23 protein-coding genes and 1 pseudogene are annotated in these 23806 nt (G+C 61.4%); 13 read left to right on the forward strand and 11 right to left on the reverse strand.

Features of this window, described 5'->3' with window-relative positions; genetic code table 11:
• The first annotated feature begins 368 nt into the window (after positions 1 to 368).
• Positions 369 to 839 (forward strand): DUF1289 domain-containing protein, encoded by a 471-nt coding sequence (locus ACLD1X_RS13750; RefSeq protein WP_429368412.1) that lies wholly within the window; start codon positions 369 to 371, stop codon positions 837 to 839.
• Positions 840 to 1093: 254 nt separating this feature from the next.
• On the opposite strand, the gene ACLD1X_RS13755 is transcribed toward ACLD1X_RS13750, so the two are convergent.
• Positions 1094 to 1957: a universal stress protein gene (locus ACLD1X_RS13755; protein WP_429368414.1), complete on the reverse strand. Its 864-nt coding sequence runs from the start codon at positions 1955 to 1957 to the stop codon at positions 1094 to 1096.
• A gap of 160 nt (positions 1958 to 2117) precedes the next feature.
• Here ACLD1X_RS13755 and ACLD1X_RS13760 point away from each other — a divergent pair, with 160 nt between their 5' ends.
• A complete protein-coding gene (locus tag ACLD1X_RS13760; RefSeq protein ID WP_008017540.1) occupies positions 2118 to 2726 on the forward strand; it encodes a tRNA-(ms[2]io[6]A)-hydroxylase in 609 nt (202 codons plus the stop codon).
• Between the two features lie 39 nt (positions 2727 to 2765).
• Here ACLD1X_RS13760 and ACLD1X_RS13765 read toward each other — a convergent pair.
• Positions 2766 to 2903, reverse strand: a pseudogene (locus ACLD1X_RS13765) (GFA family protein); the annotation flags it as partial.
• A gap of 230 nt (positions 2904 to 3133) precedes the next feature.
• Between ACLD1X_RS13765 and ACLD1X_RS13770 the strand changes: the two are divergent.
• The 3 genes from ACLD1X_RS13770 to ACLD1X_RS13780 all read left to right on the forward strand — a co-directional run bounded on the left by ACLD1X_RS13770 (position 3134) and on the right by ACLD1X_RS13780 (position 6343).
• Positions 3134 to 4018, forward strand: coding sequence for a LysR substrate-binding domain-containing protein (locus tag ACLD1X_RS13770; protein ID WP_429368416.1), 885 nt, complete (start codon positions 3134 to 3136; stop codon positions 4016 to 4018).
• A 100-nt stretch (positions 4019 to 4118) separates the two neighbouring features.
• Positions 4119 to 5243: an agmatine deiminase gene (aguA, locus tag ACLD1X_RS13775; protein ID WP_429368418.1), complete on the forward strand. Its 1125-nt coding sequence runs from the start codon at positions 4119 to 4121 to the stop codon at positions 5241 to 5243.
• 2 nt (positions 5244 to 5245) lie between these two features.
• Complete coding sequence (locus tag ACLD1X_RS13780) at positions 5246 to 6343, forward strand: extracellular solute-binding protein (protein ID WP_429368420.1); 1098 nt, start codon at positions 5246 to 5248, stop codon at positions 6341 to 6343.
• Positions 6344 to 6457: 114 nt separating this feature from the next.
• On the opposite strand, the gene ACLD1X_RS13785 is transcribed toward ACLD1X_RS13780, so the two are convergent.
• From ACLD1X_RS13785 to ACLD1X_RS13805, 5 genes are all read right to left on the reverse strand, one after another.
• Positions 6458 to 7075 (reverse strand): DNA-3-methyladenine glycosylase family protein, encoded by a 618-nt coding sequence (locus tag ACLD1X_RS13785; protein ID WP_429368422.1) that lies wholly within the window; start codon positions 7073 to 7075, stop codon positions 6458 to 6460.
• Between the two features lie 4 nt (positions 7076 to 7079).
• The gene (locus ACLD1X_RS13790; RefSeq protein ID WP_429368424.1) at positions 7080 to 7892 is read right to left on the reverse strand and encodes an isocitrate lyase/PEP mutase family protein; all 813 of its coding nucleotides are present in this window, start codon (positions 7890 to 7892) and stop codon (positions 7080 to 7082) included.
• Positions 7893 to 7926: 34 nt separating this feature from the next.
• On the reverse strand, positions 7927 to 9009 hold the full coding sequence (locus tag ACLD1X_RS13795) for a bifunctional transcriptional activator/DNA repair enzyme AdaA (protein ID WP_429368426.1): 1083 nt from the start codon (positions 9007 to 9009) through the stop codon (positions 7927 to 7929).
• A 187-nt stretch (positions 9010 to 9196) separates the two neighbouring features.
• Complete coding sequence (locus tag ACLD1X_RS13800; RefSeq protein WP_429368428.1) at positions 9197 to 9817, reverse strand: LysE family translocator; 621 nt, start codon at positions 9815 to 9817, stop codon at positions 9197 to 9199.
• 91 nt (positions 9818 to 9908) lie between these two features.
• Positions 9909 to 10805, reverse strand: coding sequence for a DMT family transporter (locus ACLD1X_RS13805; protein ID WP_429368430.1), 897 nt, complete (start codon positions 10803 to 10805; stop codon positions 9909 to 9911).
• 89 nt (positions 10806 to 10894) lie between these two features.
• On the opposite strand from ACLD1X_RS13805, the gene ACLD1X_RS13810 reads away from it, so the two are divergent.
• Entirely contained in the window at positions 10895 to 12226 is a 1332-nt protein-coding gene (locus ACLD1X_RS13810) for a PLP-dependent aminotransferase family protein (protein WP_429368432.1), read from the forward strand.
• Between the two features lie 91 nt (positions 12227 to 12317).
• Complete coding sequence (locus ACLD1X_RS13815; protein ID WP_429368434.1) at positions 12318 to 12905, forward strand: LysE family translocator; 588 nt, start codon at positions 12318 to 12320, stop codon at positions 12903 to 12905.
• Positions 12906 to 12913: 8 nt separating this feature from the next.
• Here ACLD1X_RS13815 and ACLD1X_RS13820 read toward each other — a convergent pair whose 3' ends face one another.
• Together ACLD1X_RS13820 and ACLD1X_RS13825 are read right to left on the reverse strand one after the other, a co-directional pair.
• The gene (locus tag ACLD1X_RS13820; RefSeq protein WP_429368436.1) at positions 12914 to 13747 is read right to left on the reverse strand and encodes a helix-turn-helix domain-containing protein; all 834 of its coding nucleotides are present in this window, start codon (positions 13745 to 13747) and stop codon (positions 12914 to 12916) included.
• A gap of 33 nt (positions 13748 to 13780) precedes the next feature.
• Positions 13781 to 14284 carry a VOC family protein gene (locus ACLD1X_RS13825; protein WP_429368438.1) on the reverse strand — a complete coding sequence of 168 codons (504 nt, stop codon included), beginning with the start codon at positions 14282 to 14284 and terminating at the stop codon, positions 13781 to 13783.
• Positions 14285 to 14636: 352 nt separating this feature from the next.
• On the opposite strand from ACLD1X_RS13825, the gene ACLD1X_RS13830 reads away from it, so the two are divergent.
• From ACLD1X_RS13830 to ACLD1X_RS13855, 6 genes are all read left to right on the forward strand, one after another.
• Positions 14637 to 15791: an NnrS family protein gene (locus ACLD1X_RS13830; RefSeq protein WP_429368440.1), complete on the forward strand. Its 1155-nt coding sequence runs from the start codon at positions 14637 to 14639 to the stop codon at positions 15789 to 15791.
• 245 nt (positions 15792 to 16036) lie between these two features.
• Positions 16037 to 16492 (forward strand): (2Fe-2S)-binding protein, encoded by a 456-nt coding sequence (locus ACLD1X_RS13835; RefSeq protein WP_429368442.1) that lies wholly within the window; start codon positions 16037 to 16039, stop codon positions 16490 to 16492.
• Between the two features lie 7 nt (positions 16493 to 16499).
• Positions 16500 to 18668: a molybdopterin cofactor-binding domain-containing protein gene (locus tag ACLD1X_RS13840; protein WP_429368444.1), complete on the forward strand. Its 2169-nt coding sequence runs from the start codon at positions 16500 to 16502 to the stop codon at positions 18666 to 18668.
• Position 18669: 1 nt separating this feature from the next.
• Positions 18670 to 19251 (forward strand): hypothetical protein, encoded by a 582-nt coding sequence (locus ACLD1X_RS13845; RefSeq protein ID WP_429368446.1) that lies wholly within the window; start codon positions 18670 to 18672, stop codon positions 19249 to 19251.
• A 74-nt stretch (positions 19252 to 19325) separates the two neighbouring features.
• Positions 19326 to 19907 (forward strand): GGDEF domain-containing protein, encoded by a 582-nt coding sequence (locus tag ACLD1X_RS13850; RefSeq protein ID WP_429368448.1) that lies wholly within the window; start codon positions 19326 to 19328, stop codon positions 19905 to 19907.
• A gap of 167 nt (positions 19908 to 20074) precedes the next feature.
• Positions 20075 to 21313, forward strand: a complete 1239-nt coding sequence (locus ACLD1X_RS13855) for a hypothetical protein (protein WP_429368450.1) — start codon at positions 20075 to 20077, stop codon at positions 21311 to 21313.
• 68 nt (positions 21314 to 21381) lie between these two features.
• Here ACLD1X_RS13855 and fabI read toward each other — a convergent pair whose 3' ends face one another.
• Positions 21382 to 22176, reverse strand: coding sequence for an enoyl-ACP reductase FabI (gene fabI, locus ACLD1X_RS13860; RefSeq protein WP_057715039.1), 795 nt, complete (start codon positions 22174 to 22176; stop codon positions 21382 to 21384).
• Between the two features lie 19 nt (positions 22177 to 22195).
• Positions 22196 to 23806, reverse strand: coding sequence for an ABC transporter ATP-binding protein (locus tag ACLD1X_RS13865; protein ID WP_429368452.1), 1611 nt, complete (start codon positions 23804 to 23806; stop codon positions 22196 to 22198).

Below are 23806 nucleotides of genomic sequence, written 5' to 3' on the forward strand. Positions count from 1 at the left end.
CACTTAGCCAGAATTACCGACAATTCCTTACAGAAGCTGCTTTCAAAGTTTTACGCCTGCAGAACGGGAGCTGATGAGGGTTGGCGCCGGATTTTTCCCCGCTGGAAAAACCCTTCGCCAACACCGCTCTGAAGGAACGACTGTGCTCGTGACGCTTTGAAAACAGCTTCTAACGGACATTGGCGCCTAAAAAGGCAGGCTGATTCTACGGCAAAAAAAAATTAAAGGTAAGTCAGGTTTTATTGGACTTTGGTGGAGGCGGCCGGCAAACCCCGAATCACCCCGGGCCCTGAACTTTGAGGGGTGATCAATGGCGGACAAAGGGCTAACATGACCGCTTGTCCTGCTTTTTCGCGTTTTGCCTATCTATGCCCAATCAGACCATCAAGACACCCTGCGTCGGCCTCTGCTCCACTGTTTACGGTGACCTGGTGTGCCGTGGCTGCAAGCGATTCCACCACGAAGTGATCCACTGGAACGGTTACAACGAGGAAGAGAAGCGCGCGGTATGGCTGCGTCTTGAGCAGTTGCTGTCGCAGGTGATGGCCGCCAAGGTGGAAATTTTCGACCCGGCTGTGCTCAGGAAGCAACTGGAGCAGCGCAAGATCCGCTTCGTGCCCCATCAGTCGGAATACTGCTGGGCCTACCAGTTGATCGCGCGGGGCGCACGGGTGATCAACAACCTGGAAGCCTACGGCATGGTATTGCTGCCGGAGTTTCGCGACTGGAACCTGCCGGAATTGCGCGATGCCATTGATCGGGAATTTTTCCTGCTCTCCGAGGCCCATTACCAGCGCTACATTGCGCCGGGGTTCCTCAAGGATGCGTTTGGCGGGTAGTTTTCAAAGCTTCGCGAGCAGGCTCGCTCCCACAGTTGAAATGCATTCCCTTGTGGGAGCGAGCCTGCTCGCGAAGACGGCCTCAACAGCAACACAAATCCAGGAACTGTCATCAACCTCGACTAGGCTCAGCCAGTTCAATCTCCGAGCCCTCGCCATGCCAAAAGGCTTGTCCCTCATTTTCCTGCTGTTGCTCAGCGTCACGGCCCGGGCCGAATACTGGCCCTCCGAGCAANCTGACAGGCGCTACGAACTCAATGCTTGCTGGCAATCTCCTCCAGATGGTCCTCGATCTCCTGCGGCTTGAGCACCAGCACATCGCTCTCGACCGCATCCAGCACCACTTCCGCGGTATTGCCGATCAGGGTCCCGGACAAACCGCTGCGGGCCACGGTGCCGATCACCGTCACCGCCGCCTGCAGCTTGTGCACCATGAACGGAATCAGCACATCCGCCGGGCCTTCCTCGATGTGCAGGTGCTCATCGTCGATGTCGAATTCGGCCTGGAACGACTTGCATTGCTCGCGGTAGCGCGCCTGGATGGTTTCACTGAGTTGAAACGTCGGGTCGGCCGACGACAGCATCGGCGACGGATGGGCGCTGATCACGTGCAAGTGGGCCTTGGCCAGGGTTGCGATGTCATAGCCATGATCAATGATGGTGTCGTGCAGATGGCGATGTTCGCCGTCGGAATTGCCCACGTCGATCGCCGCCAGGATCACTTTGTCTTTCCATGAACCGGCGGTTTTCACCAGCAGTACCGGGGAAGGGCATTGGCGCAGCAGTTTCCAGTCCTCGGGTGTCAGCAGGGCCTTTTTCAGTGCGCTGTCGGGAAAGTGCTGCTTGACCACCAGTCCGCAGCCTTCGGCTTGCTGCACTTCGATGATGGTTTGATGCAGGCTGTGATTCCAGGCCTGTTCAGTGGTGACGTTATAACCGTCTGCCAGCAAAGCGGCCTTGAGCACACCCAACATCGCGCTGTGATCATGCTTGGGGTCGCACACCAGCAGGTGCAGATGCGCCTGGGTTACGCCTGCAATCAATTTGGCCCGTTTGAGCGCCAGGCTTTCGGAGTGTTCGGGGTCGATGACCACCAGAATGCTGCGTACGGCTTGCATGATCGGGATCTCCTGAAATGAAAAAGCACGGCGTTGCACAACTATAGTTGCTGCCTGCGATTCGGGGACTTGATGCATATCAACGGTTGGCGACTGGTGGTCTGCGGGCAGGCCGGTATAATCGGCGCCCTTCGTTTGAACCTATTTTTCCGTGAGCCCCATGATCCTTCCCGAAATTCACGAGTTCCTTGGCTGCCGCACCCCCGACGGCTGGGTTCAAGCCGCGCTGGCCGATCAGGAAACCCTGCTGATCGACCACAAGAACTGCGAATTCAAGGCCGCCAGCACGGCGCTCAGCCTGATCGCCAAGTATCACTCCCACGTCGACCTGATCAACATGATGTCGCGCCTGGCCCGGGAAGAGCTGGTGCACCACGAACAGGTCATGCGCCTGATGAAACGCCGCAAGATCGCGCTGCGCCAGCTGTCTGCCGGGCGCTATGCGTCGGGGCTGCGCAAGGTGGTACGCAGCCACGAGCCGGTGAAACTGGTGGACACGTTGGTGGTGGGGGCATTCATCGAGGCCCGCAGTTGCGAGCGTTTCGAAGCGCTGGTGCCGCACCTGGACGAAGAACTGGGCAAGTTCTATTTCGGCCTGCTCAAGAGCGAGGCCCGGCATTTCCAGGGGTACCTGAAACTGGCCTACCAGTACGGGGACGCCAAGGACATTGCCCAGGTGATCGACAAGGTCCGTGCCGCCGAGCAGGAACTGATCGAGTCCCCGGATGTGGAATTCCGCTTCCATAGCGGCGTACCGGCCGCGGCGTGAGCTTCCGGTAGCGCTCAAGACAGTGTCGCGCAGAACCTGGCGACTCAAACCCAGGCGTTCATGCCATTGCGCAATGGACTCTTCGGGGTACAGATCGAACTGTTGATCCCCGGATTGCGCCTGAACCTCCACCCACGGTGCTTTTGAGCCGAGCATCAGGTGCGTGTGTTCCGGCGGGTCTCCGGTGGCTCAAGTGATACAGATCAGCCTAGAAGACAGGGATCAGCAGTGCCGACGCCATCGCTGGCAAGCCAGCTCCCACAGGTGATGTGCCGGGCACAAGTTTTCTGTTCGCCTGCAATCCTTGTGGGAGCCGGCTTGCCAGCGATGAACGATAACGCGGTGCCACTGGACGCACACTAACGGCCCGGTCAGCATGAGCGCCTCGAAACCGGGATTTGAAACCCATGCGACGACTACCCTCCCTGGCAGCCCTCAGAACCTTCGAATGCGCCGCCCGCCACGCCCATTTCGGTCGGGCGGCAGCGGAGCTGTGCGTGACCGACAGCGCGGTCAGCCACCAGATTCGCCAGCTCGAAGAGCAGCTCGGCGTGTCGCTGTTCGTGCGCGAAGGCCGGCAGATTCGCCCGACCCTGGCCGCCGGGCGCCTGATGCAAAGCCTGCAACAGGCCTTCGAATTGATTGGCGATGCCTGCGATGAACTGCGCGATCCTTCATCCCTCGCGGTATTACGCCTGGCGGTCACCGCCGAGCTGGCGCAAAAGTGGCTGATGAGTCGTCTCTCGGATTTCTACGCACGCTATCCGCACATCACCCTGCATCTGTACGAACAACCGATCGACGCCACGGCGCCCGGGGAAGACATTGACCTGGCGATCACCTACGGCACCGGCCCGGTGGACAGCTCCGCGTATTTCGTCCGGCCGCTGCCGGCGTTGCAGTTCTTCCCGGTGTGCAGCCCCGGCCTGTTCAACCAGGGCACCCTGAAAGCCCCGAAGGACCTGGCCCGCCATTGCCTGCTGCACGACGACCAGGACGGCAAGACCTGGACCGCCTGGCTCACCAGCCATGCCGGCGACCAGCGCCCGGACCGCCAGTTGTATTTCGCCCATGCCGGGTTGGCGCTGGAAGCCGCCGCTCAAGGGCAGGGCGTGGCCATGGGCGACAACCTGACAGCCCAGGAAGACTTGCTCAGCGGTCGGCTGGTGCGGCCGTTCACGTCGAGCATGACCGCCCTGGGCCAATACGCGCTGGTGTGCGAGCGGGTGCGGCTGGAGCGTCCGGCGGTGGCGCAGATGCTGGAATGGTTCAACGATCAGTGGCTCGACTGATGAGTTGAATTCAACTATTCCGAAATAATCATCGTTGGCGAGCCTGTCGCCAACGCCCTTAGCCTGTGGTCATTCCAATCCCCGCTGAAGAGGTTTGACCATGGCACGTTTGCTCGACACCACTCCCAAACAGGACGGTTTCCGTCTGCCCGGCGAATTCGAAGCCAAGTCCGGTTGCTGGCTCGGCTGGCCGGAGCGCACCGACGTCTGGCGCAACGGTGCCAAGCCGGCGCAGAAAGTGTGGGTGCAGATCGTCACCGCCATTTCCATGAGCGAGCCGGTCACCGTGTGCGCCTCGGCGGCACAGTTCGCCACCGCGCGCCGCCAGTTGCCGCCGCAGGTGCGTGTGGTGGAAATGACCTGCAATGACACCTGGTTCCGCGACAGCGGCCCGTGCTTTGTGGTCAATGACCAGAGCGGCGAAGTGCGCGGCGTCGACTTCGAATTCAATGCCTACGGCGGGCTCGACGGCGGCCTGTACTACCCGTGGGACAAGGACGACCAGATCGCCAGCAAGATCCTCGAAATCGAACGCTTCGACCGCTATCGCGCGCCGTTGATTGCCGAACTGGGAGGCATCCAGAGCGACGGCCAGGGCAGCATCCTCACCACCGAGCAGTGCTTGCTCAATCGCAACCGCAACCAGCATCTGGGCAAGGATGAAGTGACCCGTCGTCTGACCGATTACCTCGGCGCCGAACAGGTCATCTGGCTTCCGCGGGGCTGCAAGTTCGACGAAACCGATGGCCATGTCGACGACCTCGCGTGCTTCGTGCGCCCTGGTGAAGTGGTGTTGCAATGGACCGACAACCGCGACGACCCGCAGTGGGAAATCTATCAGGAGGCCTACGACATCCTGCGCAGCACCCGCGACAGTCGCGGCCGCGAGTTGATCGTGCACAAGCTGCCGCAGCCGGATGTGCTGGAGTGGACGGCCGAAGAGGCCGAGGGGCTGGACCAACAGGACAGTACCCATACCCGCCAGGCCGGGACGAAAATCTGCGCGTCGTACATCAACTACTACGCCGGCAACCGTTCCATCGTGGTGCCGCTGTTTGGTGATCGCAACGACAACGTGGCGCTGGCGACCCTGGCCGAGCTGTTCCCGCAACACAGCATCGTCGGTATAGAAAACTCCCGGGAAATCCTTCTCGGTGGCGGCAACGTCGCGTGCATCACCATGCCGCAGTACGCCGCCACGACCGCAAGCAAAAAGGGAGCGTGACCGTGGGCCTGCACAAACTGACTCAAGCAATACTGCTGGTGCTTGCACCCCTGTGTGTGCAGGCCGCCGACACTGCCACACCGGTGGTTAACCTGTACATCTGGGGCGAGTACCTGGCCCCGGACACCTTGAAGAATTTCGAGGAAAAAACCGGTATCCATGTGGTGGCCGACCACTTCGATTCCCTGGAAACCGTCGAGACCAAGCTGCTCACCGGCCGCAGTGGCTACGACCTGGTGCTGACGGCGGGACAGCATCTGTCCCGGGCCATCGAGAGTGGTGCGGTACAGACGGTGGACAAACAGCAACTGCCGCATTTCGCCGGCGTCGGCGAGGAGTTCCGCCAGCACATGGCGGTGTTCGATCCGGGCAACCGCTATGCCGGGATCTACGCCTGGGGCACCACGGGCGTGGGGTATCAGCAAGAGGCCGTGAAACAGCGCCTGCCCGACGCGCCGACAGACAGTTGGGCGATGTTGTTCGATCCGGCCGTAGTCGCGAAATTCGCCGATTGCGGGGTCAGCCTGCTCAACGATCCCAACGAAGTGTTTGCGGCGGTCATGAAATACATGGGGCTGGACATCAACCGCCAGAATCTCGACGACCTGAAACTGGCCGAGCAACAACTGGCGAAGATTCGGCCGTACATTCGTTACTTCGACAACGACCTGAACATCAGCGACCTGGCCAACGGCAACACCTGCGTGGCGATGTCGTGGAACGGTAACGTGGGTATCGCGGCGGGCCAGGCCCAGGCAGCGGGCAAACCGTACTCGCTGACGTACCGCATTCCGAAGGAGGGTACCTTGATCTGGTTCGATGCCATGGTCATTCCCAAGGATGCGCCGCATCCAAAGGCCGGTCTTGCGCTGATGGACTATCTGATGACCCCGGAGGTGATGGCGCCGATCACCGACACCATCCACTACGCCAATGCGATCACGGCGGCGGACGGCTTGATCGACCCGGCGATCCGCAATGATCCGGGGACATATCCGCCGGCGGCGGTCAGGGCTTCGCTGTACAGCAAGAATGACAATGGCAAGGCGTTCAACCGGGCGTTGGTCCGGGCGTTCAGCCGGTTGAAGTCGGGGTTGTGACAGGTCGTTGATGTTGTGTTGACTGGACTGACGTCTTCGCGAGCAAGCCCGCTCCCACAAGGATCAGGCGAACCCTGTGGGAGCGGGCTTGCTCGCGAAGAACGATTACGCGGTCTACCGCCCGGGCACCCGCCATAAATACCAGGAGGCCACCGTCCGGTAAGGGCTCCACCCCAACCCGATCTCGATCATCTGCTTGCGCGTCGGCTGCACCTCCAGGCCCTTGAGTCGCTTGTAGCCCTCGCGCACGCCAAAGTCATCGGCCGGCAGGATGTCCGGCCGCTCCAGGCTGTAGATCAGCAGCATCTCCACGGTCCAGCGGCCCACGCCGCGCAACGTGATCAGGCGTTCGATCAGCGCTTCATCGTCCATGGCCAGCGCCGTGGCGTAATCCGGCACCACGCCGTCCAGCGATGCCTGGGCGATGCCCTGAATGGTCGCGATCTTGCTCGCGGAAAACCCGCAACTGCGCAACCTGTCGAAATCTGTCGCGACGATCTGTTCAGGCCTGGGGAACGAGCCCGAACCGAACAGCGCCAGCAGCCGGCCGACAATCGCATCGCCGGCCTTGGCATGCAGTTGCTGGTAGGCAATCGCCCGCACCAGCGACTCATACGGATCACGCGCCGCATGCGGCTGGTGCAGGCACGGGCCGATGGCGTCGATGTGGCGGCGCCAGTCGTCATCGATGGCGGCCAGGAACTCACTGGCCGCCTGATAGCCGTCAGACATGGGCTCAGGGTTTCCCGGACGGTTTCAACAGGGCGTTAATTTCGCCATAGGTGAAGGCCTTCAGGTCGTGGGTATCGAACTTGCCGGTTTGCAGAAAGCTTTTGGCAATGCCGGCCATGGCACCGTAGAGGAATTCGGCGATGCCCGAACCTGCGGACAGGCGGCGCACGCCCAGTGCCTCAAGCGCTTCGGGCGACGGCAGGCCCGGGAAGCCCAGCACATTCAATGGCAGCGAGGTGCCGTGGCACAGCGCCTTGATCTCGTACTCGGCGGTAACGCCGGCGGCAAACAGGCCATTGGCGCCGGCCGCCTGATACAGCGCGGCGCGCCTGAGGGTTTCGGCGACGCGATCCTCGGCAGGCACCAGGCCCCGCAGGTAGACGTCGGTGCGCGCATTGATGAACAGGTTCACCTGACGGCGATCGGCAACCCGGCGCGCGGTTTCAATCTTGCTTGCCAGCAAATCCGGCGGCGAAGAACCGTCCTCGATATTGATCCCGACCGCGCCGGCGGCGATCACTGCGTCAACCACCTCTGCCACCCGTTCCAGGTCATCGGAATAACCCGCCTCGATGTCCACGGTCAGCGGCACCGAAATGACCCGGGCAATCGATTCGACGGTCGAGACCAGGCGCTCAAGGGGCAGGGTGTTGCCGTCCGGGTAGCCATGCACCCAGGCCACCGCCGCGCTGCTGGTGGCCACGGCCTTGTTGCCCAGTTGCTCCACCAGTCGCGCCCCGGCGGCATCGGCGACGTTGGTGAGGATCAGCAAACCATCGTGATGCAGCTGGTGCAGGTGATTGTCGAGCCTGTCCATCGAGTTTCCTTCCGTATGAAAAGCCTGTGGGGGATCAGAACGCCAATGGCTCCGTGAGCTGTACCGCTGCGTTTTCCAGCCTGAGCAGAAACGCCTTGCGCGGCTGGCCTCCAGCGTAGCCGGTCAATGAACCGTCGGCGCCGATCACCCGGTGGCACGGCACGACAATCGATAAGCGGTTATACCCGTTGGCGAGGCCCACCGCACGGCTGGCACCAGGCTTGCCCAGCGTCGCCGCGATGGCACCGTAGGTGGTGGTCTGGCCGTAAGGGATCTTTTGCAGTTCCGCCCAGACCCGGCGGGAGAACTCGCTGCCAGGCATGTGCAGGGCAACGCTGAACGCCGTCAATGTGCCGGCGAAATACGCGGACAACTGCGTTTCGATCTGTTGCAAATGCAGGTTGTGTCCCGGTACCACGGCATAACCGAAACGGTTTTGCAGCGCCTCGATCGAAGGGTTCAGCGATGCCTGATCGAGAAACGCCAGCAACACCAGCCCACGCTGCTCAGCCATGGCGATCATCGGCCCCAGTGGCGTGGTCAGGCGGGTGAACAGCAGCGGCTCGCTGTTGGCCGCGCGGCCCGGAGTAATGTGAAACGACTTCTGAAAGGCATCGCGAAAACCGCTCAGGGATTCGTAGCCGGAATCGAATGCGACGTCATCGATGGAGTCGCCCTGTTTGATTCCGCCCAACGCCATGCCCAGGCGCCGGGCGCGCAGCCACGCGTGGAAGGTCATGCCGAAATGCTGCTTGAACCAGCGACGCAGTTTCAGTGGCTCGATGCCTTCGGCCAGTAGCTGGGCATCGGTCCAGCGCTGCTCCGGGGCGGCGTCTACCGACTTGAACAGTTTCTGCACCCAGTCCGGCGCGCTGGCGGCGCTGTCCAGTGGTTTGCAGCGCAGGCAGGCGCGATAGCCCGCCGCCAGGCATTGTTCGGTGTTGGCAAAGAACTCGACGTTCGCAGGCTTCGGGCTGCGGGCGGTGCAACCGGGGCGGCAGAAGATGCGAGTGGTCTTGACCGCCGTGAAAAACACCCCCTCGTAGGAGGTGTCTCGCTCGAGCATGGCGCGAACCATCTCGGCACGGGGCGGCAACAGCGTTTTTTGTAGGTTCATGGGCGCAGCATAGATCGCGTCATGGGTGGCCTCCACCGGAAAATCGACAGCGAATTTCCAGTCGAAAGGTGATTCCAATCTGTGGGAGCGGGCTTGCCCGCGATGGCGGCGTGTCAGGCGCCATAAATACTGAATGTGCCAGCCCCTTCGCGGGCAAGCCCGCTCCCACAGAAAAGAAGCAAAGCCTTCAGGCTCGACGCGCCATCAGCAACACCGAAGCCGCCGCCGACAGCAACCCGGCGCAGCAGCGGTTGAATATCCGCTTGCCCGACGGCCTGGCGAACCAGCGGCGCATGTGCAGGCCCATGTACGCATAGGCGCCGATGGCAATCCATTCCAGCACCAGAAACAGCGCGCCCAACACCACGAACTGCGGCGCAATGGCGTGGGTCGCGTCGACGAATTGCGGCAGGAACGCAGTGAAAATCAGGATGGCCTTGGGGTTGCCGGCCGCTACCAGGAATTCCTGCCGGGCCAGCGCCAGGGTGCCCACGGGTGCTGTGGTCACCACGTTTTCGACGCCAGGGTCGGCGCGCCACAATTGCCAGGCGAGGTAGAACAGGTACGCCGCGCCGAGGATCTTGATTGCGTAGAACAGCAACTCGGAGGTTTGCAGCACCACCGCCAGCCCCGCCGATGCGAGGGCGATCATCCCGGCAAACGCCAGCAACCGGCCGATGCCGGCCACACAGGCGGTGCGGTAGCCATAGCGGGTCGAATTGCTGACCGACAGCAGGTTGTTGGGGCCGGGTGCCATGTTGAGGGCGAAGCAGGCCGGCAGAAACAGGGTGAGGGTGGCGAGATCCATGCTGGGCTCCTGAAGCAAGAGCGCTATTTTTATCACAGCAACGCGGTGGCCAGACCCATACAGTGACAGGCGTAAACCACCGTACAAGGGGCTATCTGGCGAATTTTTTCGCCCCGGCGACGCAGAGGATCACGGCGACGGTGACACCCAGCATGCCGAGGCTGACCTGTTCATGCAGCAGGGTGGCGGCCAGGGTCAGGCCGAAAAACGGCTGCAGCAGCTGCAATTGCCCCACAGCCGCAATGCCGCCCTGTGCCAGGCCGCGATACCAGAACACGAAACCGATCAACATGCTGAACAGCGAGACGTAAGCCAGGCTGAACCAGGCCGGCGTGCTGATGCCGCTGAACGCAGCCGGTATGCGCATCCAGCTGAGCAGCGCCACGACCGGTAGCGACAGCACCAGCGCCCAGCAAATCACCTGCCAGCCACCGAGCGTGCGCGACAGCTTCGCGCCTTCGGCATACCCCAGGCCGCAGGCGAGGATGGCCAGCAGCATCAGGATGTCGCCTTGCGGGGAGGCGGTCAGCCCTTGGGACAGGGCAAACCCGACCACCAGCAAGCTGCCCAGCACCGAGAAAATCCAGAACGCCACCCGTGGCCGCTCGCCGCCGCGCAGAACGCCAAACACCGCCGTCGCCAGGGGCAACATGCCGACGAACACGATGGAGTGTGCGGACGTCACGTATTGCAGGGCCAGCGCCGTCAGCAGAGGGAAACCGATGACCACGCCCAGGGCGACGATCATCAGCGGTATCAGTTGAGCGCGTGCCGGCCGTTTTTCCTTGAATAACAGCAGCAGGCAAAGCGCCAGGACCGCAGCGATGGTTGCACGCGCGACCGTGAGGAACACCGGATCAAACTCCAGCACCGCCACCCGCGTTGCCGGCAGCGAGCCACTGAAGATCACCACGCCGATCAGGCCGTTGATCCAGCCGCTGCTGCTGTGTTGCAGCGTCCGGTGTTGCAGGTTCGAGGTCCGTTCCATTTGGCTCACGCTCATTGTCTGATTGCACTGAGCTGATCGTATGAGCGACTATCGATACAATCAAAAAATTGTCATGGATACATCTCGACATGCCTCGATCGCGCTACAAAACGCTGGTGGATGCCTTTGCCGCTGACATCCGTGCCGGGCGTTTGCCACCCGGTACGCGCCTGCCGACTCACCGGCAACTGGCCACTGAGCACGGCCTGGCATTGGTTACCGCCAGCCGGGTGTATGCCGAGCTGGAGGGCATGGGCCTGGTCAGTGGCGAAACCGGACGCGGGACTTTTGTCAGGGAAACCTCGCTGCCACCGGGCCAGGGCATCTCGCAGCACGTGGTGGCAGCAGGGATGATCGACCTGAATTTCAACTATCCGTCATTGCCAGGCCAGGCCGACCTGCTGCGCAATGCCTTGCGTCAGTTGGCGTTGTCCGGGGACCTGGAATCCCTGCTGCGCTATCAGCCCCACGCGGGGCGCCTGCATGAGCGGGCCTCGGTCGCGCGCCATCTGCTTGAACGCGGGTTGAGCGTGCCGGCCGAACAGGTGTTGATCGTCAGCGGTGCCCAGCATGGGCTGGCGGTGGCGATGATGACGGTGCTCAAGCCAGGCGATGTGATCGCCGCCGATGCGCTGACTTACCCCGGTTTCAAGACGCTCGCCGAAACGCTGCACCTGGAAGTCTTGGCCATTCCGGTCACGGATATCGGGCCCGATCTGCCCGCCCTGGAAAAACTCTGCCGCAGCCGGTCGGTACGGGCCCTGTACTCGATGCCGACCTTGCATAACCCGCTGGGCTGGGTGATGGACGCCGGTCAGCGCGAGCAACTGGTGGCGATAGCGCGCCGGCATGACCTGATGATCATCGAGGACGCCGCCTACGCGTTCCTGGCCGAAAACGTACCGCCGCCGCTGGCCGAGCAGGCGCCTGAGAGAACGGTGTACGTGTCCGGTATGTCGAAGAATGTCGCCACCGGGCTGCGCGTTGGCTTCATGGCCGCACCCACGCAATGGGTCGCCGCCTTCGAGCGCACCATCATGGCGACCACCTGGAACACCCCGGGCGTGATGACCGCCATCGCCACGGCCTGGCTCGACGACGGCACCGTCAGCCAGCTGGAAGCGCAAAAACGGGCGGACGCCCGGGCCCGGCAAGCCCTGGCCCGGGAGGTGCTGGCGGGGCTCAGGACGATCAGCCACCCGAACTCCTACTTCATCTGGCTGCCGTTGGCCGAAGACGCCCGGGCCGACCAGATCGCCATGGCGCTGATGCGCGAACAGGTGTCGGTGTCGCCAGCCGAACCCTTTGCGGTTTCTGCCCATGTGCCGCACGCGATACGCCTGGCGTTGGGCTCGGTGGACATGGACTCGCTGCGCATTGCCCTGAACAAAGTGAAAAGCGTCGTCGACTATCACTCATAGCGAGACCGGGCAGGGCAGTTTTGTTCAATACGCGAGTTGGTCGGCGCTTTACCTTGAGGACCTTGTTCAATTCAACGCAAGAAGGTGTGCAATGAGTCTGATGATGTCCATGGCAGCGTTTGCGCTGGTCGCGTCCATCACCCCGGGGCCAGTCAACATTGTTGCGTTGAGCTCTGGTGCGCGGTTCGGCCTGCGGGCCAGCCAGCGTCACGTGGCCGGCGCCACCCTGGGGTTTGTCTTGCTGCTGGTGCTGATGGGGTTGGGCCTGCATGAGTTGTTGCAACAGTGGCCCGCGCTGACGCAAGGGGTGCAATGGGCGGGCGTGGCCTTTCTGTTGTACATGGCTTTCAAGCTGGCGGCTGACAATGGGCAGGTGCAAACCAGTGAATCGGCACAGGCCCCGTCGATGCTGTATGGCGCCATCATGCAGTGGCTCAATCCCAAGGCCTGGCTGGCCTGCGTGGCCGGAATGGGTGCGTTTGTCGCCGATGGCGAGGCGTGGCTGGTGTGGCAGTTCGCCGCGATTTATCTGGTGATCTGCTACGTGTCGGTCGGTTGCTGGGCCTATGCCGGGACGTTTCTGCGCGGCTTTTTGAACAACCCGGCCGGCATGCGCCTGTTCAATCGCGCCATGGCGTTGTTGCTGGTGGTGAGTGCGGTGTATCTATTGCTGCCGTAACGGCAGATTCACCCCCGATACTGCCCCGGCGTCGCCGCCAAATGCTGTTTGAATGCCCGTTGAAAATGCGCCTGATCGGCGAACCCCGCTTCCAGCGCCACGTCGGCAATCAGCTTGCCGCTGCGCAATCGATCCTGGGCGAACTGGATGCGCCGGTTCACCAGGAAGGCGTGGGGCGTCATGCCGTAATGCTGTTTGAACGCGCGGATCAGGTAGGACGGTGACAGTTGCGCCGCCTCGCAAATATCTTCGAGCTTGAGGGTTTGCGTGCAATGGTCGCGGATGTAGTCGGCGGCGCGCTCCAGCTTGAAATTGGCTTCGCGCAGCGGTGGGTCGATCGGGTTCAATCGCAGCTGTACATCAGTGAAAAACTCCACCGCCACGCTGTGTTTGCGCAGCACATCCTGTAGCGGGTCGACCAATACTTCATACAAGCCCGCGAGGCCGGCAAACAGGTGGGTGTCCCGCGTATGGGTCAGCGAAAAGCGGCGAAACGCCGAGTCATCGCTGAACCCCAGCTGGTGCTGCAAATCGGTCAGCCACGGCGTATCGACGTACAGCATCAGGTACGACCAGGGCTGGTCTTCGATCGGGTTGCAGGCGTGGACGTCGCCGGGGTTCATCAGCACGACCGTGCCGGCGCAGACCTCGAATGCGCATTGCTCATGGATGTAAGTACTGCGCCCGGCGGTGATCGCCCCGATGGAAAAGTGCTCGTGGGCGTGCCGGGTGTAGCAGACTTCGCGCCCGTCGGCGATGGAGCGGGCTTCGATGAAGGGCAGGGCATCATCGCGCCAGAAGCGCGGAGCCTTGTCGGCGTTCTTGGCAACGGCGTGCTTCATGCTCACTCCTCGGCAGGTCAGGCCCCGAGTGTATTAGCTCTCGCCGTCAAAGGCTCGTTGCAGTTCGGCGATATCGAGTTTTTTCATCTGCATCATCGCCTGCATGGCCCGTTGCGATTTTTTCGTGTCGGGGTTTTTGATCATGTCCATCATTGCCACCGGGACGATCTGCCAGGACACGCCGAATTTGTCCTTGAGCCAGCCGCATTGCTGTGCCTCGACCGGCCCGCCGGCGCAAAGGTGTCCCCAGAAATGGTCGACTTCCTCCTGGGTCTGACAGTTGACCTGGAACGAGATCGCTTCGTTGAAGGTGAAGTTCGGGCCACCGTTAAGACCGGTAAAGGTCTGTCCGTCGAGTTCGAAGCTGACCGTCATGACCGAACCGACTTCCCGGCCATGGAACTCTTTTCCGGCCTCGCCGTAGTGAGTGATGGCGGTGATTTTCGCGTGATCGAAGATCGCACAGTAGAACTTGGCGGCCTCTTCGGCCTGACCATCGAACCATAGGCAGGGTGTGAGTTTTTGTACGTGCAGCATGGTGCCAACTCCTCTGCAGATTGCGCATGTCCCGGACTTTCAGCGTAGTCAGCCTCTGGTCGTCTGGCCGCACCGTAGATCGAGAAAATTGCAACAGGGTTGCGAAGATGTAGTCTGAATGACTTTCAATGGAGTCTAAATGACTATTTACAGGATGAGTCGTTTTGACTCGAGTTCGCACAAGTGCCTGGATCTGAAGGGGTAAAACGCTGGCACGGAACTTGATCGGGTAAACGTACAACTGAACGCCTTCAGGAGTACGCAAAATGCTCAACTGCTTCAGCAGCCCTCAGAACGTTCTTCATTTGTCGAGCCGTGTGCTCGGTGCTGGCCTGGCCCGGGTGCTGGCTTGATGCGCCGGCTTGCCGTTGCACCTGTCTTCAGTCTGGGCTTTCGGCCGTTCTTTCTCGCCGGTGCAGGGTTCGCCGCCATCGCCGTGGCTATCTGGGCCTTGTGGCTGTACGGGCGTTTACCCGGCGCGCAACCGCTGGGCGGCATGCTCGCCTGGCATCGGCATGAGATGCCCTTCGGATTCGCCTCGGCCATCATTGCCGGGTTCCTCTTGACCGCAGTGCCCAACTGGACCGGCCGACCGGGGCTCAGGGGCTGGCCGCTGATCGGCCTGGTGCTGGTGTGGCTGCTGGCGCGGCTGGTGTGGTTCCTGCCAATACCGGCGCCCTTGCTGCTGGCCGTGCAAGTGCTGTTTCTGCCGCTGCTGGTGTGGGGGTTGGGGCGCGATCTGCTGGCCGCGGGCAAGCGCGAGAATTATCCGATTCTGTTGATGGTGTCGCTGCTGGCCGGGTGTCAGGCATTGACGTTGCTGGGGTTTGCCGTTGATGACGCCAATCTGCAGCGCCGTGGCGTATTGGCCGCTTTGTGGCTGGTGGGCGCGCTGATGAGCGTGATCGGCGGGCGGGTGATTCCGTTCTTCATCCAGCGCGGTTTGAACCGTCCCGTAGCGCCTGCGGCCCATCCGATGCCGGGCAAGGTGTTGCTGGTCAGCGCCCTGCTGGCGGCGGTGTCTTTTGCCGTCGGTTTGAACGACTTCCCGCGTGTGTGGCTGGCGGTGTTGTTTGCGTTGATCAGCGCTTTGCACCTGTTGCGGTTGTGGCGCTGGCATGACCGCGACCTGTGGCGCGTGCCGCTGCTGTGGTCGCTGTACCTGGCTTACGCCTGGCTCGCGGTGGCGACGCTGGCCATGGCGCTGTGGCATCTGGGCGTAATGCCGCAACAAAGCCTGGCCACCCATTCGCTGGCCGTCGGAGGTATCGGCGGGTTGGTCCTGGCAATGATCGCGCGGGTCAGCCTGGGGCATACCGGGCGGCCGTTGCTGCCTTCGAAAGCAATCGTTGCGGGATTTGCCCTGGTGCTGGCGGCGGGTGTGTCACGGGTGTTGTTGGTGCCGTTTTCCGGGTGGGGGTTGGCAATGTCGGCGCTGCTATGGTGTATGGCGTTCGGGCTGTTTCTATCGCGTTACACCGGTATTTTGCTCAAGCCGAGGGTGTAGGAGCGAAGCTTGCTCCGGGCGGCGATCCGACGACGGACGTCAACGATAACGCACCCTGTCTGAATGACCGCGTTGTACTGACGTTTTTCGCGAGCAAGCTCGCTCCTACAGGTGACCGGTGGTCGATGCGCCACGACCTGCCGGCAAATTTGCGCTTAGCTGAAGGGATAGCCCGAGGCGTGCGCAGGTTGTACAGGACTGCAGCGACGCCCCTTCAGATCATCGTGAGTCTGAGGAACTGCGCCATGCTGACCCTGAACATCAATGGCCAGGATCAGGAGCTGGATGTCCCCGCCGACATGCCGCTGCTCTGGGTCTTGCGCGATGTCGCCCACCTCACCGGCACCAAATTCGGCTGCGGCATCGCCCAATGCGGGGCCTGCACCGTGCACGTCGACGGCGCGCCGCTACGTTCCTGTATCACCCCGGCCACGGCTGTGGCCCAAGGGCAACGGATTCTCACCATCGAAGGCCTGTCCGCGGACGGTTCGCACCCGGTGCAACAGGCCTGGGCGGAGCTTGACGTGGTCCAGTGCGGCTACTGCCAGTCCGGGCAGATCATGTCGGCGGCGGCGTTGCTGGCGAAGATCCCGAAACCGACCGACAACGACATTGATCAGGCACTGTCCGGCAACATCTGCCGCTGCGGCACTTATCCGCGGATTCGCGCCGCGGTCAAGCGCGCCGCCGAGTTGGGTTGAGGTCGCCATGAGCAGCATCAACAGGTTATCGCGCCGTGGTTTTCTCAAGGGCAGTGCCTGGCTGGGCGGTGGACTGGTGGTCGCGTTTGTCATTCCCGGCGCGCATCGGTTCGCCATGGGCGCGCAGGCCCAGGGCAGTGTGTTTGCGCCAAACGCCTTCCTGCGCATTGGCAATGACAACAGCGTCACCGTGTTGCTCGGGCACTCGGAAATGGGCCAGGGCATCTGGACCGGCCTGACCATGCTGATTGCCGAAGAACTCGACGCCGACTGGTCGAAAATCCGTGTCGAGCATGCTCCTGCATCGGCCGCCGATTACGGGTTGGCCGGGTTTGGCGGGATGCAAATCACCGGTGGTTCGACCTCGACCTGGATGGAGTTCGACCGCTATCGCCAGGCCGGTGCGGCGGCACGCTTGATGCTGATCGAGGCGGCGGCCAAGCGTTTCGATGTCGCGCCGTCGCAGATTCAAACCGAGTCGGGCGCGGTCATCGCTGGCGAGCATCGGGCCACCTATGGCGAATTGGCCGATGACGCCGGGCAGTTGCCCCGGCCGGACCCGGCCTCGATCAAACTCAAGGACGCCAAGGACTGGCGGCTCATCGGTAAACCCACCAGGCGCCTGGACACGCCGGAGAAAATCACCGGCCGGGCAAAATTCGGCATGGATGTGCAGTTTGACGGGTTGATGACGGCGATGGTCGCCCGTTCACCCACCTTCGGCGGTAGCGTCAAATCCTTTGAAGGCGCCGAGGCGCTGGCGATTCCAGGTGTACACAAGGTGGTGCAGGTGCCGACAGGCATCGCGGTGATAGCCGATCATTACTGGGCGGCGAAGCTGGGCCGCGATGCGCTGAAAATCGACTGGAACCCCGGGCCGAATGCCGGGCTCAATAGCCAGGCGCTGCTGGAAAGTTTCCGCAAACTCGCCACCATCCCAGGCCTGAACGCCGGTCAGGCCGGCGATACCCAGGCTGCGCTGGGCAAAGCGGCGAAGACGATCGACGCTGAGTACAGCGTGCCTTATCTGGCCCACGCGCCGATGGAACCGCTGAACTGCACGGTGCGCATCACCAAGGACAAGTGTGAAATCTGGACCGGCACCCAGTTTCAGACCCTGGACCAGATGGTCGCCGGGAAAATCACCGGGCTCAAGCCCGAACAGGTCGAGATCCATACCGAGTTTCTGGGTGGCGGCTTCGGGCGACGGGCCAATCCGACGTCGGATTTCGTCAGCGAAGCGGTGTATGTCGCCAAGGCCGCAGGTGCACCGGTGAAGACCGTGTGGGCGCGGGAGGACGATATCCGTGGTGGCTATTACCGCTCGGCGTTCCTGCACCATGCGCGCATCGGGCTCGACGCCGACGGCCTGCCACTGGCCTGGAAGCATGTGATGGTCGGGCAGTCGATCATGGCCGGCACCTCGCTTGAAGCAAGCATGGTCAAGGACGGGATCGACAAGACCTCCGTCGAAGGCGTGGCCGACAGCCCCTACCTCATGGGGCTGGCCGATCACCAGATCGAACTGCACTCACCGAAGACCGGGATCAGCGTGTTGTGGTTGCGTTCGGTGGGGCACACCCACACCGCGTTTGTCATGGAATCGCTGATCGATGAACTGGCCACGGCAGCGGGCAAGGATCCGGTGGAATATCGGCGCACCTTGCTCAAGGACCATCCGCGCCACCTCGGCGTGCTGAACCTTGCGGTGGAGAAAGCCAACTGGAAGGCGCCGCTGCCGGACGGCCATGCCCTGGGCGTGGCGGTGCACGAGTCGTTCGGCAGTTACGTGGCTCAGGTGGCCGAAGTGTCCCAGGACAATCTCGCCATACACGTGCACCGGGTGGTGTGTGCGGTGGACTGCGGCATCGCGGTCAACCCGCAGAGCATCGCCGCGCAGATGGAGTCGTGCATTGCCTTTGGCCTGGGCTTCACCTTGCACAGCAAGCTGACCCTCAAGGACGGGCAGGTGGTGCAGTCCAACTACCACGACTATCAGGTGCTGCGGCTCAACGAAATGCCGGTGGTCGAAGTGCATATCGTGCCCAGCAGCGACAAACCCGGCGGCATCGGTGAAGCCGGTGTGCCACCTACGGCGCCGGCAGTGGCCAACGCGGTGTTTGCCCTGACCGGGCAGCGCCTGCGGGAGCTGCCGTTGCAGCTGTCGGGGGTGTGAGATGAAGCGACATCACTGGTTGCTTGGGGCGGTGATCCTGGTCTGCCTGATCGCCTACGCATCGCACGTGCTGGCCGATGACAGCGAGGCCTTGCAGGCGTTCGACACCGTGCAGAAGGTCTTCCAGAGCCCCCGTTGCCAGAACTGCCACATTCCCGGTGATTCACCGCTGCAATTCGATGCCGGGGTGCCGCACGCGATGAATGTCGTGCGTGGCATGGACGGCAAGGGCTCGGCCGGGTTGCCCTGTGCAACCTGCCATGCGCGAAGCAATCCGCCGGCCAGTTATGGGCCTCACGCGCCGCCCGGAGCGCCCCACTGGAGCCTGCCGCCGGCGGCGCAGCGGATGGCCTGGATCGGCCTGCCGGCCGACCGGCTATGCGCGATGATCAAGGATCGCTCGAGCAACGGCGATCGGGATTTCGCCGCGCTGATCAAACACGTCAGCGACGACAAGCTGGTGCTATGGGGCTGGAATCCGGGCGGTAACCGCGCGCCGGTGCCGGTGCCCCACGATATCTTCGTCGCCCGGTTCAAGCGCTGGGCCGACGCGGGAGGGCCGTGCCCGGTCTCGGGTAGCTGACCAGCGGCACGCTAACAGGGAGTCAATGCGGGCATGGGCGACTCTAACGTGCATACCTGCAAAAGGAGTGAACGATGTTGATCTCAGGCAAAGCGGGCAAATCGGGTCGGTCCGCCAACCCGTTGCTCACCCCACAGCAAGAACGTGAACGGCTGCGCGATCTGGCGCGCCAGGCCGAGCGATCGTTGGCGGGCGTGCAAATGGCGAGCATGGACGAGCTGACGCTGTTGTCCAACCGCCATGGCTTCAGCGAACTGGCCCGGCTCGGGTTGGACGCTTGCCGGACACTGCAGACGCCGGCGACGCTGCTGTACTTCACTCTCGATGAATTCAAGCTCATCTGCTATCTGTATGGCCGGGCCAAAGGTGACGACGCGCTCAAGACATTCGCCGATGTCCTGCGCATCGGCTTTCGTGAGAACGATGTGGTCGGGCGGCTCGAAGGCGACCGGTTCGTGGCGCTGCTGACCGGTTCCAGTGCCGTGGAGATTGCCGCGATCAAGGCACGACTCAATGAGATACTCGACGAGCGCAATGCTGCGGCGCATCGCAGTTATGACATTCGCTTCAGTGTTGTCCAGGTCGAGTATGACCCTGAGGTTCATGATTCGATCGAGGAGCTGCTGAGTGAGGTCGAGAGTGTGATGAGCCGTTAGTTATTGGGTGGTTTCTTCGCAAGCACCCTGTATGTCATGTGCTGTCAGGACAGTTTTTTGTCTCTTAAAGACAGTTCTACTGTCATTTATGACAGTAGTTTTCATTTCTCCCATTACCTCATAGTGAATTGTCGCTAGATAAAAATGACATTTCAGAGGATGAGAGCATGTCTGCACGAGCTGATATACAACAAATGGCAGGGGAGTTGGATGAGAGCTTTGCCGAAGAGGGTTTGATCAATATTCCAGACTCGCGCAACAGTTCGACTCGATGTGTTGTTGAAACGAGCCAGCAGAAACTTGTTTACGCCGTTTATCAAGGTGGTGCTTGTTGGTTGCGTCGAGCAATGCCTGACGGCTCGGACGATCCCGGGTTCGGGCAACAGGATGGTGTCACTCAATGGCAATTTGAAATAGGTACAGACGCCAGGCCGACACAGCTACTGGCTCAAGCAGATGGAAAGATTTTGTTGATTGGCTCAACAGGTAGAGATCCATTCATGCGGCGCGCAGCTGTAACGCGATTCAATGAAAACGGCACTCCGGATCTGATCTTTGGCACGAAGATTCTCCCGTTTCCGGTTGAGCCCGTTCCCCCGGATCATGGCTTGACCACTTTCACTCCGGTGGGGTGCATCAGTGTTGATGGTCAACTTCTGTTGGCGTCTGGTTATTTGTTGAGTTCCTTTGACGGTTCAGTTCTAGAGGGGGTGGGACTGCTGAATCGATTTGATGCATCTGGCGCGCCCGATTTGAATTTTGGAACACGCAGAGTGCAATTCAAAGGTGAAGAGTCGACGGTCCACAGTGTCAATTTGTTGTCAGATAACCGCATTGTTGTGTTCGGCAGTCTTAATCGTCCGGATCAGGGAAAGGCACACATGAGGTCCGCGTTAGCTTGCTATACATCGGACGGTGAGCTGGATCAGGAGTTTGCGAGTCAGGGGTATTGGGAAGCAGACGACTACAGTCTACTTGGCAAAATGCAGGTGTATGAAGATAAAGTAATTTATGCATCGATTAGTAGGCTCAATGAAGTGCCTTACATTGCAGTGAACCGCTTGCTGGCTGATGGCTCCGCAGATATGTCGTTTAACAGTGGTAAAGAGGTATTGATTGATTTGGAGGTGCCCAGCGTTTTTCCCATGTCCGTTACCGTACAGTCGGACAGGAAAATCGTGGTGGCCGGTCATACCTTTGATGGTCAGCAGTTGTTGTTCTGGCTGCGCATCAGTGACGCGGGTGTGCTCGATGAGAGCTTCGCAGATCAGGGGGTATTCAGATACGTGGACGGCTATTTGAGTGATGGCATTGTTCAGCGTGCCAGTGGCCGAATCATTTTTGCCGCTGACGTGGGGCCACGCACTGGAGCGAAGGATCCTAAAGTCATAGGGGTTAAAAGTTAGTATCAATCGAATGGTTGTCGATAAAAAAACCCGCCGGAAGAGGCGGGTTTTTTTTGGCTGGCCGAAGATTACTCTTCGATGCTGCCCATGGCCGTGGTGTTGAAGCCACCGTCCACGTACATGATTTCACCGCTGATGCCGGACGCCAGGTCCGAGCACAGGAAGGCGCCGGCGTTGCCGACTTCTTCGATGGTGACGTTGCGGCGCAGCGGGGTTTGCGCTTCGTTGGCGGCCAGCATCTTGCGGAAGTTCTTGATGCCGGAAGCGGCGAGGGTGCGGATCGGGCCAGCCGATACGCAGTTGACGCGAGTACCGTCCGGGCCCAGGGAGCCGGCCAGGTAGCGTACGCCGGCTTCCAGGGAAGCCTTGGCCATGCCCATGACGTTGTAGTTCGGCATGGTGCGCTCGGCGCCCAGGTACGACAGGGTCAGCAGGCTGCCGTTGCGGCCTTTCATCATTTCGCGGCCGGCCTTGGCCAGGGCCACGAAGCTGTAGGCGCTGATGTCGTGGGAGATGCGGAAACCTTCACGGGTGGTGGCTTCGGTGAAGTCGCCGTCCAGTTGGTCGCCAGGGGCGAAGCCGACGGAGTGCACGATGCAGTCCAGGCCATCCCACTTCTTGCTCAGCTCTTCGAAGACCTTGGCGATTTCTTCATCGCTGGCCACGTCGCACGGGAAGCACAGCTCAGGGCTCGAACCCCAGCCTTGTGCGAACTCTTCGACACGACCCTTGAGTTTGTCGTTCTGATAAGTGAAGGCAAGCTCAGCGCCCTCGCGATGCATGGCGGCAGCAATGCCGGATGCGATGGACAGCTTGCTGGCGACACCGACGATCAGTACGCGCTTACCGGCGAGAAAACCCATGTGTTGCTCCTCTTTCAGGTTATTGCGCAGTGGCTGGAGCCAGGAAAGCGGCTTCCAGCAACTGCTGTGTATACGGATGTTGGGGGGCGGCAAAAATGCTTTGCGCGTCTCCCTGTTCGACCACTTGGCCATGCTTGACCACCATCAACTGGTGGCTCAGCGCTTTCACCACAGCCAGGTCATGGCTGATAAACAGATACGTCAGGTTGTACTTGGTTTGCAGCGAACGCAAAAGCTCCACTACCTGGCGTTGTACCGTGCGGTCGAGGGCCGAAGTCGGCTCGTCCAGCAAAATCAACGCCGGTTTTAACACCAATGCCCGGGCAATGGCGATTCTCTGCCGTTGCCCGCCGGAAAATTCGTGGGGGTAGCGGTGCCGGGTTTCCGGATCCAGGCCTACCTCCTTCAGTGCTGCAATGATCGCTTGTTCCTGTTCCGCCGCGGTGCCCATCTTGTGGATTCGCAAGCCTTCGCCAACGATCTGGCTCACGCACATTCGCGGGCTCAGGCTGCCGAACGGGTCCTGAAACACCACTTGCATCTCCCGCCGCAGCGGCCGGACCTGTTGCTGCGTCAGGCTATCGAGCGCCTGGCCTTCAAAGCGAATGGCGCCTTTGCTGGCGATCAACCGCAAAATCGCCAGGCCCAGCGTCGATTTGCCGGAACCGCTTTCTCCCACTATCCCCAGGGTCTGGCCCTGGGGCAGGCTGAAATTGATGCCGTCGACCGCCTTGACGTAATCCACCGTGCGCTTGAGCAAGCCTTTCTTGATCGGAAACCAGACTTTCAGGTCCTCGACCGCCAGCAAGGGCGGGCCGATCACGTTGCTTGCAGGCTTGCCGCCGGGCTCCGCTGCCAGCAGTTCCCGAGTGTACGGATGCTGCGGCGCGCGGAACAATTCTTCGCACGATGCCTGTTCGACGATGCAACCTTGCTGCATGACACATACGCGATGCGCAATTCTTCGCACAAGGTTCAAATCATGGCTGATCAGCAGCAGGGCCATGCCCAATCGAGTCTGCAATTCCTTGAGCAATTCGAGGATTTTCAGCTGAACGGTCACGTCCAGCGCGGTGGTCGGCTCGTCGGCGATCAGCAGTTCCGGCTCGTTGGCCAGGGCCATGGCGATCATCACCCGCTGACGCTGGCCGCCAGACAATTCATGGGGCAGGGCCTTGAGGCGCTTGTGCGGCTCGGGGATGCCGACCATCTCCAGCAGTTCCAGCGTGCGTTTGGTCGCGACCTTGCCGGTCAGCCCCTTGTGGATGCCCAGCACCTCGTTGATCTGCTTTTCGATCGAGTGCAGGGGATTGAGCGAGGTCATCGGCTCCTGGAAGATCATCGCGATGCGGTTGCCGCGAATGTGGCGAATGGTTTTCTCTTTCAGGTTCAGCAGGTTCTGCCCGGAATATTGGATGGTGCCGGACGGATGCCGGGCGAGCGGGTAGGGCAGCAGGCGCAGGATCGAATGGGCGGTGACCGATTTGCCGGAACCGCTCTCGCCGACCAGGGCCAGGGTTTCGCCGCGCTTGATGTCGAAGCTGACGCCTTCGACGGCCCGCTGGCAGCGATTGCCGACGACAAAGTCGACGGACAGGTCGCGCACTTCGATCAGATTGTCCTGATTCAT

It is taken from the genome of Pseudomonas sp. 18173, from assembly GCF_050432945.1.
Lineage (GTDB): Bacteria > Pseudomonadota > Gammaproteobacteria > Pseudomonadales > Pseudomonadaceae > Aquipseudomonas.

Coding starts and splice junctions, on each gene's coding strand:
- ACLD1X_RS13750 (WP_429368412.1), top strand. CDS start 369: ATGCCCAATCAGACCATCAAGACACCCTGCGTCGGCCTCTGCTCCACT.
- ACLD1X_RS13755 (WP_429368414.1), bottom strand. CDS start 1,957: ATGCAAGCCGTACGCAGCATTCTGGTGGTCATCGACCCCGAACACTCC.
- ACLD1X_RS13760 (WP_008017540.1), top strand. CDS start 2,118: ATGATCCTTCCCGAAATTCACGAGTTCCTTGGCTGCCGCACCCCCGAC.
- ACLD1X_RS13770 (WP_429368416.1), top strand. CDS start 3,134: ATGCGACGACTACCCTCCCTGGCAGCCCTCAGAACCTTCGAATGCGCC.
- aguA (WP_429368418.1), top strand. CDS start 4,119: ATGGCACGTTTGCTCGACACCACTCCCAAACAGGACGGTTTCCGTCTG.
- ACLD1X_RS13785 (WP_429368422.1), bottom strand. CDS start 7,075: ATGTCTGACGGCTATCAGGCGGCCAGTGAGTTCCTGGCCGCCATCGAT.
- ACLD1X_RS13790 (WP_429368424.1), bottom strand. CDS start 7,892: ATGGACAGGCTCGACAATCACCTGCACCAGCTGCATCACGATGGTTTG.
- ACLD1X_RS13795 (WP_429368426.1), bottom strand. CDS start 9,009: ATGAACCTACAAAAAACGCTGTTGCCGCCCCGTGCCGAGATGGTTCGC.
- ACLD1X_RS13800 (WP_429368428.1), bottom strand. CDS start 9,817: ATGGATCTCGCCACCCTCACCCTGTTTCTGCCGGCCTGCTTCGCCCTC.
- ACLD1X_RS13805 (WP_429368430.1), bottom strand. CDS start 10,805: ATGGAACGGACCTCGAACCTGCAACACCGGACGCTGCAACACAGCAGC.
- ACLD1X_RS13810 (WP_429368432.1), top strand. CDS start 10,895: ATGCCTCGATCGCGCTACAAAACGCTGGTGGATGCCTTTGCCGCTGAC.
- ACLD1X_RS13815 (WP_429368434.1), top strand. CDS start 12,318: ATGAGTCTGATGATGTCCATGGCAGCGTTTGCGCTGGTCGCGTCCATC.
- ACLD1X_RS13820 (WP_429368436.1), bottom strand. CDS start 13,747: ATGAAGCACGCCGTTGCCAAGAACGCCGACAAGGCTCCGCGCTTCTGG.
- ACLD1X_RS13825 (WP_429368438.1), bottom strand. CDS start 14,284: ATGCTGCACGTACAAAAACTCACACCCTGCCTATGGTTCGATGGTCAG.
- ACLD1X_RS13830 (WP_429368440.1), top strand. CDS start 14,637: ATGCGCCGGCTTGCCGTTGCACCTGTCTTCAGTCTGGGCTTTCGGCCG.
- ACLD1X_RS13835 (WP_429368442.1), top strand. CDS start 16,037: ATGCTGACCCTGAACATCAATGGCCAGGATCAGGAGCTGGATGTCCCC.
- ACLD1X_RS13840 (WP_429368444.1), top strand. CDS start 16,500: ATGAGCAGCATCAACAGGTTATCGCGCCGTGGTTTTCTCAAGGGCAGT.
- ACLD1X_RS13845 (WP_429368446.1), top strand. CDS start 18,670: ATGAAGCGACATCACTGGTTGCTTGGGGCGGTGATCCTGGTCTGCCTG.
- ACLD1X_RS13850 (WP_429368448.1), top strand. CDS start 19,326: ATGTTGATCTCAGGCAAAGCGGGCAAATCGGGTCGGTCCGCCAACCCG.
- ACLD1X_RS13855 (WP_429368450.1), top strand. CDS start 20,075: ATGTCTGCACGAGCTGATATACAACAAATGGCAGGGGAGTTGGATGAG.
- fabI (WP_057715039.1), bottom strand. CDS start 22,176: ATGGGTTTTCTCGCCGGTAAGCGCGTACTGATCGTCGGTGTCGCCAGC.
- ACLD1X_RS13865 (WP_429368452.1), bottom strand. CDS start 23,806: ATGAATCAGGACAATCTGATCGAAGTGCGCGACCTGTCCGTCGACTTT.